16 protein-coding genes and 1 tRNA gene are annotated in these 12,321 nt (G+C 61.3%); 7 read left to right on the forward strand and 10 right to left on the reverse strand.

Annotation, left to right across the window (positions count from 1 at the left end; all coding sequences use genetic code 11):
- Window positions 1–29: 29 nt before the first annotated feature.
- Window positions 30–680 carry a hypothetical protein gene (locus tag AMS69_RS08485; RefSeq protein ID WP_053967627.1) on the reverse strand — a complete coding sequence of 217 codons (651 nt, stop codon included), beginning with the start codon at window positions 678–680 and terminating at the stop codon, window positions 30–32.
- A gap of 48 nt (window positions 681–728) precedes the next feature.
- On the reverse strand, window positions 729–965 hold the full coding sequence (locus AMS69_RS08490; RefSeq protein WP_053967628.1) for a DUF7576 family protein: 237 nt from the start codon (window positions 963–965) through the stop codon (window positions 729–731).
- 94 nt (window positions 966–1,059) lie between these two features.
- On the opposite strand from AMS69_RS08490, the gene AMS69_RS08495 reads away from it, so the two are divergent.
- On the forward strand, window positions 1,060–1,329 hold the full coding sequence (locus tag AMS69_RS08495; protein WP_053967629.1) for a hypothetical protein: 270 nt from the start codon (window positions 1,060–1,062) through the stop codon (window positions 1,327–1,329).
- A gap of 597 nt (window positions 1,330–1,926) precedes the next feature.
- Here AMS69_RS08495 and AMS69_RS08500 read toward each other — a convergent pair.
- From AMS69_RS08500 to AMS69_RS08510, 3 genes are all read right to left on the reverse strand, one after another.
- The gene (locus AMS69_RS08500) at window positions 1,927–2,172 is read right to left on the reverse strand and encodes a hypothetical protein (RefSeq protein ID WP_053967630.1); all 246 of its coding nucleotides are present in this window, start codon (window positions 2,170–2,172) and stop codon (window positions 1,927–1,929) included.
- A 216-nt stretch (window positions 2,173–2,388) separates the two neighbouring features.
- Entirely contained in the window at window positions 2,389–2,799 is a 411-nt protein-coding gene (locus AMS69_RS08505) for a hypothetical protein (protein WP_053967631.1), read from the reverse strand.
- Window positions 2,800–2,832: 33 nt separating this feature from the next.
- Complete coding sequence (locus AMS69_RS08510; protein ID WP_053967632.1) at window positions 2,833–3,270, reverse strand: pyridoxamine 5'-phosphate oxidase; 438 nt, start codon at window positions 3,268–3,270, stop codon at window positions 2,833–2,835.
- A gap of 192 nt (window positions 3,271–3,462) precedes the next feature.
- Here AMS69_RS08510 and AMS69_RS08515 point away from each other — a divergent pair, with 192 nt between their 5' ends.
- Window positions 3,463–4,053, forward strand: coding sequence for a HalX domain-containing protein (locus AMS69_RS08515; protein WP_053967633.1), 591 nt, complete (start codon window positions 3,463–3,465; stop codon window positions 4,051–4,053).
- Window positions 4,054–4,244: 191 nt separating this feature from the next.
- Here the strand turns inward: AMS69_RS08515 and AMS69_RS20115 are convergent.
- Window positions 4,245–4,389: transfer RNA gene (locus AMS69_RS20115), tRNA-Met, on the reverse strand.
- A gap of 144 nt (window positions 4,390–4,533) precedes the next feature.
- Here AMS69_RS20115 and AMS69_RS08520 point away from each other — a divergent pair.
- Window positions 4,534–5,544 (forward strand): DUF7115 domain-containing protein, encoded by a 1,011-nt coding sequence (locus tag AMS69_RS08520; protein ID WP_053967634.1) that lies wholly within the window; start codon window positions 4,534–4,536, stop codon window positions 5,542–5,544.
- A gap of 182 nt (window positions 5,545–5,726) precedes the next feature.
- On the opposite strand, the gene AMS69_RS08525 is transcribed toward AMS69_RS08520, so the two are convergent.
- Window positions 5,727–6,116 carry a DUF5830 family protein gene (locus AMS69_RS08525; protein ID WP_053967635.1) on the reverse strand — a complete coding sequence of 130 codons (390 nt, stop codon included), beginning with the start codon at window positions 6,114–6,116 and terminating at the stop codon, window positions 5,727–5,729.
- A gap of 51 nt (window positions 6,117–6,167) precedes the next feature.
- Between AMS69_RS08525 and AMS69_RS08530 the strand changes: the two genes are divergently transcribed.
- Window positions 6,168–6,827, forward strand: a complete 660-nt coding sequence (locus AMS69_RS08530) for a TVP38/TMEM64 family protein (protein WP_053967636.1) — start codon at window positions 6,168–6,170, stop codon at window positions 6,825–6,827.
- Here AMS69_RS08530 and AMS69_RS08535 read toward each other — a convergent pair.
- Window positions 6,805–9,381 carry a PAS domain S-box protein gene (locus tag AMS69_RS08535; protein ID WP_053967637.1) on the reverse strand — a complete coding sequence of 859 codons (2,577 nt, stop codon included), beginning with the start codon at window positions 9,379–9,381 and terminating at the stop codon, window positions 6,805–6,807. The genes AMS69_RS08530 and AMS69_RS08535 overlap by 23 nt on opposite strands.
- A 46-nt stretch (window positions 9,382–9,427) precedes the next feature.
- Window positions 9,428–9,550 (reverse strand): HVO_2523 family zinc finger protein, encoded by a 123-nt coding sequence (locus AMS69_RS21070; RefSeq protein WP_004591539.1) that lies wholly within the window; start codon window positions 9,548–9,550, stop codon window positions 9,428–9,430.
- Window positions 9,551–9,655: 105 nt separating this feature from the next.
- Between AMS69_RS21070 and AMS69_RS08540 the strand changes: the two genes are divergently transcribed.
- The 3 genes from AMS69_RS08540 (at window position 9,656) to AMS69_RS20120 (ending at window position 11,921) form a co-directional block, all read left to right on the forward strand.
- A complete protein-coding gene (locus tag AMS69_RS08540; protein WP_053967638.1) occupies window positions 9,656–11,176 on the forward strand; it encodes a sulfite oxidase in 1,521 nt (506 codons plus the stop codon).
- 43 nt (window positions 11,177–11,219) lie between these two features.
- Complete coding sequence (locus AMS69_RS08545) at window positions 11,220–11,510, forward strand: DUF7526 family protein (RefSeq protein WP_053967639.1); 291 nt, start codon at window positions 11,220–11,222, stop codon at window positions 11,508–11,510.
- Window positions 11,511–11,747: 237 nt separating this feature from the next.
- Complete coding sequence (locus AMS69_RS20120) at window positions 11,748–11,921, forward strand: hypothetical protein (RefSeq protein WP_155119941.1); 174 nt, start codon at window positions 11,748–11,750, stop codon at window positions 11,919–11,921.
- On the opposite strand, the gene AMS69_RS21265 is transcribed toward AMS69_RS20120, so the two are convergent.
- Window positions 11,890–12,291 (reverse strand): DUF7718 family protein, encoded by a 402-nt coding sequence (locus AMS69_RS21265; RefSeq protein WP_077067771.1) that lies wholly within the window; start codon window positions 12,289–12,291, stop codon window positions 11,890–11,892. The genes AMS69_RS20120 and AMS69_RS21265 overlap by 32 nt on opposite strands.
- Window positions 12,292–12,321: the final 30 nt, after the last annotated feature.

Here is a 12,321-nt window from a genome sequence, read left to right on the forward strand (position 1 = left end):
GCCCGCCGCTCGTTCTCACCGAAGGCGACTCACAGCCCGTACGGGTCGTATTCGGGCCTGTTGTCCACGTCGGCAGCGAGATCATATCGCTCCCGGAACTCAGTGAGTAGCTCGTCAGCAGCGGCGGTAAACAGCACGGCGACGCCGTAGGGGTAGGAGTACGAGTCGGCGTCGGGCGCGTCGGGATCGATGAAGATAGCGTCCGTCGGCGGCTCGCCGATACCGGGAAGTTCGGTCAGCAGCGACTCCATCGGCACGAGGCCGGTGAGTACACTCGGGACGAACGTGCCGCCGGGCAGCGGCGCGCGCGGCTGCACGAAACACTCTGCGACCGGCTCGCCGTCCTCTTCGAGAACAGTGCTCGCCGGCCGTTCCAGGCCCGGTTCCCAGAGGTCCGCCGCCACTGCCGGCACGTCGGTGTCGACGGCGAAATCCATCGCAACGCGGTCACGCCGCTCGAACGAAAGCAGCGACCAAGCCTCATCCGAGTCGTCGGGGTCGCCGCCCAGCGTCGCCTCGACGAGATCGCCCGTCCGGAGGTCGTCGACCGCCGGCTGCCGCTCGCCGTAGCCGGACTGGTACACGGTGTAGAGCCGCGTTGCAGCAGTGTCGAACAGATTGATATGTGGGACCGCGTTGACGACCCGGTAGACCCTGAACACGCCCGTGCGCTCGTCCATAGTCCCCCGACGCGCTCCATCGGCAAGACTCCGCGGACTCGCCGCCGCTCAGGCAGCCGTCATAAGTGTGAGCCACTCGGTCAGGCAATCGTCGCTACAGTGATGATGGCGCTGTCGGTCGCCGGTCGTGTCTACGACGCCGACAACGAGATGCCAGTCGTCGGCGTACACGTGGCCGCCACAGACCACGCAATCGCGAACGGTCTCGTTGTCCGTCTGTTTCCCGACTGACACCGTCTCGACGTAGTAGGTCCCACCGAGAGCGTACGGCGTTGGCAACTTCATCGTCGCAGTCTGGGGGCCACACACCCCTAAATGACAGGGCAAAACCGTCCGGTCCGTCACAACACGGAGGTAGCTTCGGCTCTAAGCCACAGACATGAGTCACTCCACAGACCTTCCAGATCCGGACCCGGAACAGCTCCGCCTGGCCATCGAGCGACTGCTCGACGAGACGGTTGACCGCAACGAGCCACTCCACCTCTCGGCCGACGAGCTGTCTGTCTCTATTCCGATGCAGTTCGGCTCGGATGCACCACAAGCGACGTGGCGGTTCGACGGCGACGTGACGGTCTCAGTCGATGGTATTCGGGGGCCGCTCAGAGAATGGGTCGACCTCGTCGACAGTCGGTCCACGGACACAAAGTGAGCCAGCACAACGCGAAGAGCGGCCTCCAGAACATTGCATACGGTGTGGAAGTGTCGCCTGTATGTGTGAAATAGGCCACAGTTCTTACGGTCCCATCTCATTTCGGTGTAGTCCAATCGCCGAGTGGACACGGCGGCACGCCACCAACTGTGTCTGTCAACGGAATCTCCTGGTCCTCGCCGCCGTGTCCGCCCGTCCATCCTATCGTCTACCTGCTGTTGACCGTCCACAGCCCGTAGGCCGCGAGGCACGCCACGAACGTGATGGTGCCGAGTTTGCCGCCAAACTCGTCGAAGACGCGCTTGGCCGCGACGAAGATGGCGCAAGCCCGAGGGTACTTGCTCCGAAGAGATGCGCCGACGCATGGACGGGGCTAAGGAATAGCGACGGACCTCCCTATCCCTGCATAACGGGCTGTACTCCAGCCCCGTTTCTCCCGGTGAGCATCCGGCACACACTTGGAGAACATACTCACAGAGGGCCGACAGCCAACAGCAACGTGAATGTGGAACAGGCTGGGGCCTCGTCTCGATGTGAACATCGATGGATCGCTGAGACAATGAGCGCAGACGGGGGGCGGCGACTCACCGCGGCCGCTCAGTCGCTTCCGCCGTGCGAGTGGCCGACGAGCAGCGACACGGCGTTACAGACGACGAGTGCGACGAACGCGGTCCGCGTCGCTCCGGAGTGCAGGCCAGTAACCAGTAGCGGGAGATAGAGAAACGGGAGCGCAATCGCTGTCCAGAATGCGATACCTCGAACGGCGGAGACGAATGGCTCGTCGAACTCCGGTATGGACTCATCAAACTGGGCGAGTAACTCGTATGCAGACGAACTTGACATGTGGGAGGGACCTGTCCACGACTTCCACTGGAGATAGCTTATAACCTCTAGAGGTTTCCGCCCGTTTCGCTTCGTTTCACGCGCAGGGACACCCCAGTGGTCCATTTTACTATAGTCTGAGCGGCGCTTAGACGTTTTATTCGCGGCGCAGATGTTGTGTGATACTGAGTGGCACTTCCGATTTCACTGATACCTCCGGTTGGCGTATCCGACCGATTACGGTCCGAGTAGTGACACGGTTACGTCGTGTTCTGTATCCGCTAGTGTCGTGCTATCGGCGACGTGGTCGGGAAGTGACTCACGCCACTCGGCGAGTCGTTGCTCGTGGTATGTCCGATGGCGGTCCACCGAGTACGTCTCGTCGTCCGCGTCCCGAAGTTCGTCGGCGGTGTCGTCGGGCGTCGGATACGACGGTGCGTCCGTCGCCAGTAGTGAGTCGGGCTGGATGTGTATCGGTTCATCGTCGTCGTCGGGCTGGACGACGTGGAGACGCGCCCGCATCCGACCGCTGAACGGCGGTGTGACGCGTAACACGGTCTCTGATCCGTCTGCAGTCGCTTCAATGGCTGCGACGAGGTCAGTTGCGTTTATTGCAATTGACTTGATGTCTGTTGGATCTGTGTCCATGGCTGAGTCTGTGGGTTCCATTGGTGCAGGCTGTTACATTCGGTTGCTGTAGTCCCAGGTGTGGAGGCGGTCGGGTGTGATGGTGATCTGTATCTCACGGCGGTCAGGTGCAAGCAGTCGTTTGGCCAGCGGCGAGTCAGTGCCGCCGAGATACCGGTGTAACAAGTCAGTGAGAACGCTTTTATCCTCGTCCGCTGTCATCGTCGCTGTCCCGTTACCCCTGACACCGCAGTACGGTGGCTCGTTCGTCGAGACTTCGAACGAGACATCGGCGTCATAGTCGAGGTAGTCGACGACTGCCGCGTCCGCCCCAGTCGCACACTCGAAGGCACCGTCAACGAACCGATACCAGAGCGAGAGCATCCAGGGCCTGTCTGCTGGGGTTCGACACCCGAGGCGGAGTGGCACAGTTTCGGCGCTGAGAAACTGTTCCATCTCCTCGCTTGTCCACGGTCCGGAGACAGTCACCATACACACAGCGTACGGACGCCGCTATGTTAACATCTCTGGCATGAGTCACTGCATTGTGACAGTACAGCCGCATAAAATGGCAATAGAATAACTACTACATTCTCATAATCGATAATATGCTGGATACCTTTATTTCGTTGTTCAGGAAAGTCACCATGAGAGCAGTACGCAAGTCGACAGGAGGGATAATAAGTGCAAATGCGTGGTGAGACGGAGGAGGCAACGGTGCTCGTCGTCGACGATGAGCAAGACATCGCAGATCTGTATTCGACGTGGCTGCAGACCGCACACGACGTTCGAACCGCACACAGCGGTACGGAAGCGCTCCAGTTAGCTGACGCGTCGGTCGACGTCGTTTTTCTGGACCGACAGATGCCCGAGATGAGTGGTGACGAGGTGCTAGACGCGATTGCACAACAGGGCATCGACCCGGCAGTGGTGATGGTGACGGCCGTCGACCCGGATTTCGACATCGTCGAGATGCCCTTCGACGAGTACCTGACCAAGCCGGTCACCCGCGAGGAGCTCCTCGACACTGTCTCGGAGATGCTCGTCCGAACCACGTACGACGAGCAGGTCCAGGAGTACTTCGCCGTGGCTTCGAAGAAGGCAACGCTAGAGATGCAGAAGAACACGCCGCAACTCGAAGCGAGCGACGAATACCAGAGCGTCAACGAACAGTTCCACGAACTCCGTGAAAGAGTCGACGCCACGGCGGCAGAGATTAACGATTTCGAGTCTGTTTTCCAGCAGTTCCCCGGCAGCGGCCTCTCGTCTGGGTAACCGCTGGCGATTCTTGTTCAGTGAAACTTCGCTCCAGTCTCCGCCACTGCCATGCCGAACGTACCGGCGTTTGAGAGCCACTCACCGCTGCGGTGACCTGCTCGAACACCACTCTTTCAACCGGCACAACGCTGTCTGTCCGGGTTCGTGACAGAGATGCTGGTCGCTACTGACCGATGTGATCTGGATAATGCCCGGGGAGGGCTCCGAACCCTCGATCTCCGCATGGCCCAGGTCTGGGGCGTGACGAGCGCCCCGGGTCATGACGGGTTGCACTGCCGCATGAGTCAAGAGACCCTATGAGTGCGGCGCTATGTCCAGCTAAGCCACCCGGGCGCGGGTGCATTCAGCCGTTGGCCGTTAGCCGTCTTGAAGGTTCTCATCTCCACCGGGACTGTGGCACAGTCCCACGCTGGGTGGGCGCATCGTCGCTGATACTCGACCCGCGGATTTAAGCCATCACGCAGGTATGCAGGCAGTATGGAGATACCAGACCTCGTCCAGCAGGAACTCGGGGACGAGGAGATCCGGGGCGGTGTCAACCTCGGCGACGAAGACGCGGCCTGTTTCACACCGACCCGGACGCTCGTCTACCGCAGTGAGGGCCTTCTCAGCGACGAGAAGGTCGCCAGCTATCCACACGACTTCGAACGGCTCACCGTTTCGGAGGGCCGGCGCAAGACCAAGTTCTCGCTCATCTACACCGGCGAGAAGCTCGAGCTGTCCGTTCCCGGCAACCGTAGCGACGCCGTCCTCGAACGGCTACTCGAAGGCAAGCTCGCCGTCTCGGGCGCTATTGCCCCGGACGAGAGTCTCGCCGGCGTGTTCCGGTTCAGCGAACTCACGCTGGTGGTTACCGACCGCCAGTTGCTCAAGCACATCGGTAACGTCACCTGGGATGCCGACTACGAAGCGTTCTCCTTCGATGACGTGACCGGCCTTGAGTTCGAAGAGGGCAGCGTCGCTACGGCTGTCGTGCTCTCGTTTAACGAGCGACCGGAACGCATCAAGGCTCCGTCCGAGGAAGCACCGATGGTCCGGAAAACGCTCGAAGAGGCACTCTTCGCGTATCACGACGTCGACTCGCTTGCCGACCTCAACACCAAGGTCGGGGCCGACCCAGACGAGAGTGCAGACGAAGCTGGCAACGGTCTCGGCCTGGAATCCGGTATCGACCCCCTTGTGAGCAACGACGAGGAGGGCGGTGATGATTCCGAGACTGCATCTGCGAGCACCAGCACGCAGGCCGCGACCCAACCGGCCAGTGAGCAGGGACCTACCGCCGAAGCCACGACGGAGACACGAGCCACTGGCACAGCAGGGATAGACACTGACTCGGTCGAGCCGGACACCTCCACGGACCCCGATATCACTGAACTCGAAGCACAGGTCGCCGAACTGACCGCTGCTGTCGAGGCCCAGAACGAACAGCTCCAGAAGCAAGAGCGTACGATCAAACAGCTCATCAAGGAACTCCGGCAAGGCCGCTGAGACTGCTGTTTCTGACGGGGGCGAAAATTTGAGACCGCGGTCGTGCTCCTTTGCTCGCGGGTCGTTCCTCCCCGCTCGCTTTCCGAGGGCCGCTCACTCCGTTCCGCTCCTCGCTGCTCACGGCTCCGTTCGTCGCCGTTCGCCTAACCGAGGCCGTGGCCTCTGTCGCGGCCACGGCCTCGCTACTCCCGCCCTAACACTTTCCGAATACACGTCGATCCGAACGGTCCCAGTTCGCCACCGTCGAACTGGACGAAGTGGCCCGTACTGATAGCTGCACCACAGCGCTGACACGAGAACTCCCCCTCACGGACAGTGACATCGCTGTCGAAATTCACGTACGACCCCTGTGACCGCGGGCGGACGACGCCGTTCTCGCGTTCGATGAGGCCCCGCATCACGGCGGTATCGAGTATCTCGCGCTGGACCTGTGGATTGGTTGTCACCGTCTCGATACGGTCGAGGGCGTCGGCGACGGACAGCTCCCCGTGTTCCAGATGGGCGAGCAGTTCGACACCCAGTTCGACCGGGTCTCGCGTCTCGGACACAATCACCGATTCAACCCCGAACAACGTAAAAGATACCACAAAGCGTTTGTCGATTGCTGCCGCCCAATTGGGTAGATGGACCGCCTCGCGAAGCGACAGCTGGTCGGGACCGCCGGGCTGGTGGCAGTCGTCGCTATCGTGACGACGCTGCTTACACCCGAGCGCGTGGTGGCCCAACTGATGCACCTCGCGGACCATCCTGTCTACCTCGCGGGCGTTATCGTCGGACTGTATCTGGTCCGCCCGTTCTTCGCGTGGCCGACGATGCCGCTATCCGCGTTCGTCGGCTTCACTCTCGGCATCAAGTATGGCTTCCCGGTCGCACTGATGGGTGCACTCGTCACCTGCCTCATCCCCTACCGCTTCGCACTCCGGGCTGGCGAACAGGGTGGGATGTTCGGCTGGCTGGGGGACTCCGGCCGCCGGATCATCGAGGTGACCGGCGAGATGCGGGGCGTCCTCGCAGCGCGGCTCTCACCGGTTCCCGCGGACCCTGTGTCCTATGGGGCCGGATTCGCCCGCGTCTCGCCCCGGTCGTTCGCCGTCGGTACCTTCCTCGGCGAGATTCCGTGGGTCGCCGTCGAGGTCACGGCAGGGGCGTCCCTGCGGTCGTTGACGCTCACCGGCCTCACTATCGACGCGCTCCCACACGTCCTGCTGTTTTCTGCGGCGCTGGCTGTGCTGGTGCTTGCGGGACCGGCCTATCGCCACATCAACGCTCCGAACACGTCGTGAACTCGAACCGCGCGCCGCCGCTTTCGCTCTCTGTCACCGACACCGACCAGCCGTGAGCCTGTGCGACCTCAGCGACGATTGCCAGCCCGAAGCCGGTCCCGGTGTCGCTTGTGGTGTAGCCGCGGCCGAACACGTCCTGTCGCTCCTCCGGAGGGATTCCGTCCCCGTCGTCGGCCACGTAAAAGCCGTCGTCCGTCGTGCCGACGGAGACCGTCATCGGCGCGTCGTCGTCCGCTGGGGTCCCGTGTTCCACGCTGTCGTCGGTCCCTGACCGACTGCTCGTGGACCCATGTTCCACACTGTTTCGGAACAGATTCTCGAACACCGTCCGGAGCCGTGCCGCGTCGGCCTCAACCGTCGCCGTTCCGTGTTTTTCCAGCCTGGCCTCGCCTGTTTCGACATCGGCCCAGGCCTGCCCAGCGAGGGCGGCGAGGTCAACCATCGTCGTCTCGCCGACCGTCTCGCCCTGCCTGGCGAGGGTCAGCAGGTCGTTGATGAGGTCGTCCATCCGGTCGGCCGCGGACTCTGCCGCCTCGAGGTGTGATACGTCACCCGATGTCCGGGCGACCGAGATTCGCCCCTTGACCACGTTCAGCGGGTTCCGGAGGTCGTGGCTCACGACGGAAGCGAACTCCGCGAGCTGCCGCTCTCTCTCTTTCCGGTCGCTGATGTCGCGGATGACGCCCGCCGTGCCGTTGAACTCGCCATCGGCTGCCGGAAGTAACGCGATGTGGATCTCGATGGGGGTGTACTCCCCGTTCTGGTCGACAATATCGGTTTCGAAGGTCACGTTCTGCCGGGTCGGATCGGACAGCATGGTCCGGATGAGGTCGCTGCCGCGGTCGATATCATCACCGGCCATGATCGTGGAGATGTGTTCGCCGATGAGCGCGTCCGGTTCGAAGCCCGTCAGTCGCTCTATCGCCTCGTTCGCGTAGGTGAACACGCCCTCGTCGTCGAGGGTGTACACCGGGTCGCCGACAGCCTCGATGATCGTCTCGTAGCGTTCGAGTTCCCGCTTGCGCTGCTTTCGTTCCGTCGTCTCACGCATCACACCGACAGAGCCGTCGAAGGTCCCATCCTCGTCGAACAGTGGTGCGATTCTGTCCTCGTTAATCCTGACTGTCCCGTCAGCGGATATCGTGCGTATCTCGCAGGACGCCCACGTTTTCTCGTCGTCGAGCAGGTCACGAATGAGTTCTGCCGCCTCCTCGACGTCCGCGTCGGGCATGAACCGGGCCGGCTCCGAGCCGATGATTTCCGAGCGGTCGTACCCCAGATGGACGGCCATCGCCTCGTTCACCATCTCTATGGTCCCGTCCCTATCGAGGACGTACATCGGATCTCCGACGTTTTCAACCAGCGTGCGATACTCTCTGAGCTCCCGCTCTCGACGCTTCCGCTCGGTGATGTCCCGGCCGATCCCGGCAATCCCGAACGGGTCACCGCGCTCGTCCTCGATGAGCGATCCCTTGAACTCATACTGGAGTTGCTCGCCGTCAGCCGTCTCGACACCTGCCTCGATGGTTCCGTATCCGGTCCCCAACGTCTCCTCGAATATCCGCCATAGTTTATCATGGTCAGAATCTACAATGAGGTCGTCAATTCCTATCGACGCTAATTTCTCGTTGGTGTACCCGGTCACCGACGGGACGGTGTCGTTCCACCGGACCAGGCTCCCGTCGGTACCGACCACGTAGAACATATCGTCGATAGAGTCGATGAGTTTCTCGGTAAATGCCCGCTGATCCGCGAGTTCCCGTTCGCGCTCCTCGCGGGCAGTGACGTCAGTGATGAACCCTTCGAGGATTTCGACGCCGTCGTCGTCAGTGTCGACGACACGCCCGCGTTCCCACATCCACCGAGTCTCACCGTCAGCCGTCTCGATCTTGTAGGAGACTTCGAACGGTTCGTCGGCGGCGATGCAGGTCTGGACCGTCTCCCAGAGACGCTCCGTCTCGGATTCCTCTATGAGCGTGCCCCAGGAAACGTCGCCACTCTCAAGCGCCGTCGAACTGTAGCCGACCAGCTCCGCTGCACCGTCGCTGACGAACTCCATCGGCCAATCGGGTTCGTTCCGCGCCCGATACACCATTCCCGGAAGGTTCGAGATGAGCGTCGACAGCATCCGCTCAGACTCTTCGAGCGCGGTCTTGGCCCGTTGTTCCCCTACAGCCCGCTCGATACGGTTCGCGAGCACGGCGTACTGGTCCGTTCCGACTCCCTTCTGCAGGTATTCGGTGACGCCGGCAGAGATCGCGTCACTCGCGATTTCCTCGCTTCCTTTGCCAGTAAAGAGGATAAACGGGAGTTCCTCGTACTCCTCGCGAACGACCCTCAAAAACTCGAGTCCGTCCATGCCCGGCATGTCGTGGTCGCTGACGACACAGTCGAACGCGTGTTCAGATAGTCGCGCTAACCCGTCGGCCGCACTTCGCTCGGTACAGACAGAGATGTCGCCGTGCGTTTGCTCTAGATGGACCGCAACGAGGTCACCGAGGTCGGGGTCGTCGTCGACATGCAGCACCGAAATCTCTTCCCCGTGACCACTCATACCTCCCTTTTCATTGTTCCAAGCTAATAAACCCGTGAGCGCCTCGTCAGTAGAACGTGTCAGCGCAGTCGTACACGACGCCGTGCTCCGGACAGACGTACTTGCAGTGTCGGTGGTACATTGCCCGTTCACAGAGCGGACAGGGTCGACCGCCGGGCTGCTCGTCCATGATTCCGTAGAACAACCCCGCTCGCTTGTGTCTTCCGGAGTTTCGGAACGAAATCTGGGTGAAATTGGAACAATCTCTTTTGCCGGGTAGACCGTCAGTTCAGCTATGACTGACGACCTTCTCGACTCGCCCGGCGGGCGGCTGCTGGTCAGCGCCCTCGCAGCCGTCGCGGGCCTGGCCGGCTCCTACGCGGTCACTGGCTACGCACCCGCGTTCATCGCCTCGCCTATCGAACGGACGCTCGCACGGTCGATGCCCGGTATCGTCGTCTCGACCGCCATCTCGACGCTTGGCAGTCTCGGCCAACAGTTGAATCTCCTGTTCGCCATCGCGCTCGCTGGGCTGTTCATCGCACTGGCGGCCAGGGCAGCTATCCTCATCGGGCAACTGGCGAACAACCGCGCCCTCCCCGTTGTCGGAACAGCTGTCGTCACCTGGGCAGTCAGCGTCGTTCTCACCGGCGAAGTCGTCCTTGCCGCTGGCCCGGCGGTCCCCGCCGCCGCCGTCGTCGGCCTTGCGCAACTCCTCGACGGATTCAGTGGCTCGGTGTCACCGATATCCTCGAAACGACGGCGGGCGCTCTCGACGGTCGGTGCGGCTGTCGCCGCGGCAACGGTCGGCTACACGGCTGGTAACCGGCGATCGGTCGCCACGACGGGCGACGACGCGCCCGTACTGAATGCGCCAGGGGCAGACCTCGACGATGTCGACGAGAAGCTTGCCGTCGCCGCGGAGTCCTCGCTTGGCTTTGGCGACATAGACCCGCTGGTCAGCGAGAACTTCTACGAGGTCGATATCAACTCCATCGACCCGCAGATCTCGGCCGCGGACTGGTCGCTCTCTATCACCGGTGCCGTCGAAAAGGAGATCACGCTCGACTACGGGGACATCCTGGAGATGGACGCCGAAAATCGGTTCGTCACGCTCCGTTGTGTGGGGGAGAGCCTCAACGGCTACAAGACGGATAACGCGCTCTGGACCGGCGTTCCCGTCGACAGCCTGCTCGAAGAAGCCGGCGTCCAGAGCGGCTGTGAGTGCGTGATGCTCCGAGCTGAAGACGACTACTACGAAGAGTTCCCCATCGACGCGCTCCGGGGCGGGATGCTCGCCTACGGTATGAACGGGAAGATACTCCCGCGCGGCCACGGCTACCCCGTCCGGGCGCTCGTTCCCGGCCACTGGGGCGAGGTCAACGTCAAGTGGATCTCGGAGATCGAAGTCCTTGACAAGGAGGCCGACGGCTACTGGGAGAAACGCGGTTGGCAGGGGACCGGACCGGTGAATCCGGTCGCCAAACTCCACCACGAATCGATGCTTTCGGACGGCCGTCGGCGGATCGGCGGCCCCGCCTACGCCGGCCTGCGCGGCGTCCAGCGCGTCGAGGTCTCCACCGACGGCGGCGAGACGTGGGCGGACGCGACGCTCTCGGAGCAACTGCCGGCGGCCGACGGCAACGGTCCCGCTGAGGACGCGTGGCGACAGTGGGAGTACACCTACGACCCGCCCTCGGGCGGCCACACCGTTGTCGTTCGGATGGTCGACCAGCGCGGCGAAGTGCAGCCCGAGGAAGAAACGGACTCCTATCCCAGCGGTGCCTCGGGCTGGGTCTCCAAACAGTACTCGTAGTGCAAAGCGAGCGGCACATACCGCTGTAGTCGCTACCGTGCGTATGGACGAGACGATTGCCGGTGAGGTCATTCACGTCGTCCCGCCGGCCGATCACGAGGACTACGACTTCGAGCCCGAGATGGCGTCGCTCGCCGAATCGCGCTACGTTATCGTCTGCCGCAAAGGCGGGACGCCGTCGTGGCTCGAACGGATTGCAGCATTTCTCCGCCGCCAGCCCATCGAACCAATCACACTCGTCGCAGATTCGGCAGCCGAGGAAGGGACAGAAATCACCGCGACCGTCGAGGAAACGACGATTACCGGCGTGTACGACGTGACGGAGTTCCGGTAGCCGGCGCTTGGCGCGTCAGCGAGCGTGAAAAGAACGGGCTTCAAGCGCGGTGAAAGCCGACTCCGTGTGTCACACAAACCACATGCCTCCAAAATTGGTCCGATATTGTAAACATGTCCCTATTGGTATCATCAACTATACTGCTGTGGGAGTTTTGACCACAAAGCTTAGTAATCACTGTGGGTTTTATGTCCCCCGAGTCAATTGTTTCTTCCAGTAGTAGCCGGGGAGACATACATGACACTTGAATCAAAAGAGCGTGGTAATGGCGACTGTGACAATGCTGCAGACGCCCTGTCAAAAATGACGGGAAAACCTCGGGAAGAATTCGATGCATCCGATTACGAGATTCCGGATTTTGACGAACAGGAAATCGTAGTTAAGGAAGAAGAGCCCGAGTCCAGTCGTTAGACTGTAGGTCAGCCCACTCTGCGTACCTCATACAGATCTTTTGGTAGTTTTCGTCCAAGTATTTCTCGCAAAATCTTGGAGCATCAGCTAGCTCAACCGTTGGGAAATCGGTAGTCACACGATCTCGTTCATTGGGATGTCGAATATCCATATGAAGTCCCTCACGAGTTATATCGTGACCTCTCGGATGGTCTGGCTGATGATCAAAGCATGCTACCTGTACCCAATCATCCTCCTGAGACACTTCTGGAGCGATATTATATTCCAACTGAACGTAGAAGGACTGGATCTTACCACCCTCAACATCTAGTTCTGTGCGTCGCTGAACCAGGGGAGCATGTAGTGATTCAGTATAACAACTCCCATTCATATATTGAATATTGAGGGTGGATTCGCTCTA

Source organism: Haloarcula rubripromontorii (assembly GCF_001280425.1).
Lineage (GTDB): Archaea > Halobacteriota > Halobacteria > Halobacteriales > Haloarculaceae > Haloarcula > Haloarcula rubripromontorii.

Bases quoted from the DNA above. Each gene is read 5' to 3' on its own strand.
- AMS69_RS08485 (WP_053967627.1), bottom strand. From the start codon at position 680: ATGGACGAGCGCACGGGCGTGTTCAGGGTCTACCGGGTCGTCAACGCG.
- AMS69_RS08490 (WP_053967628.1), bottom strand. From the start codon at position 965: ATGAAGTTGCCAACGCCGTACGCTCTCGGTGGGACCTACTACGTCGAG.
- AMS69_RS08495 (WP_053967629.1), top strand. From the start codon at position 1,060: ATGAGTCACTCCACAGACCTTCCAGATCCGGACCCGGAACAGCTCCGC.
- AMS69_RS08500 (WP_053967630.1), bottom strand. From the start codon at position 2,172: ATGTCAAGTTCGTCTGCATACGAGTTACTCGCCCAGTTTGATGAGTCC.
- AMS69_RS08505 (WP_053967631.1), bottom strand. From the start codon at position 2,799: ATGGACACAGATCCAACAGACATCAAGTCAATTGCAATAAACGCAACT.
- AMS69_RS08510 (WP_053967632.1), bottom strand. From the start codon at position 3,270: ATGGTGACTGTCTCCGGACCGTGGACAAGCGAGGAGATGGAACAGTTT.
- AMS69_RS08520 (WP_053967634.1), top strand. From the start codon at position 4,534: ATGGAGATACCAGACCTCGTCCAGCAGGAACTCGGGGACGAGGAGATC.
- AMS69_RS08530 (WP_053967636.1), top strand. From the start codon at position 6,168: ATGGACCGCCTCGCGAAGCGACAGCTGGTCGGGACCGCCGGGCTGGTG.
- AMS69_RS08535 (WP_053967637.1), bottom strand. From the start codon at position 9,381: ATGAGTGGTCACGGGGAAGAGATTTCGGTGCTGCATGTCGACGACGAC.
- AMS69_RS21070 (WP_004591539.1), bottom strand. From the start codon at position 9,550: ATGGACGAGCAGCCCGGCGGTCGACCCTGTCCGCTCTGTGAACGGGCA.
- AMS69_RS08540 (WP_053967638.1), top strand. From the start codon at position 9,656: ATGACTGACGACCTTCTCGACTCGCCCGGCGGGCGGCTGCTGGTCAGC.
- AMS69_RS08545 (WP_053967639.1), top strand. From the start codon at position 11,220: ATGGACGAGACGATTGCCGGTGAGGTCATTCACGTCGTCCCGCCGGCC.
- AMS69_RS20120 (WP_155119941.1), top strand. From the start codon at position 11,748: ATGACACTTGAATCAAAAGAGCGTGGTAATGGCGACTGTGACAATGCT.
- AMS69_RS21265 (WP_077067771.1), bottom strand. From the start codon at position 12,291: ATGAATGGGAGTTGTTATACTGAATCACTACATGCTCCCCTGGTTCAG.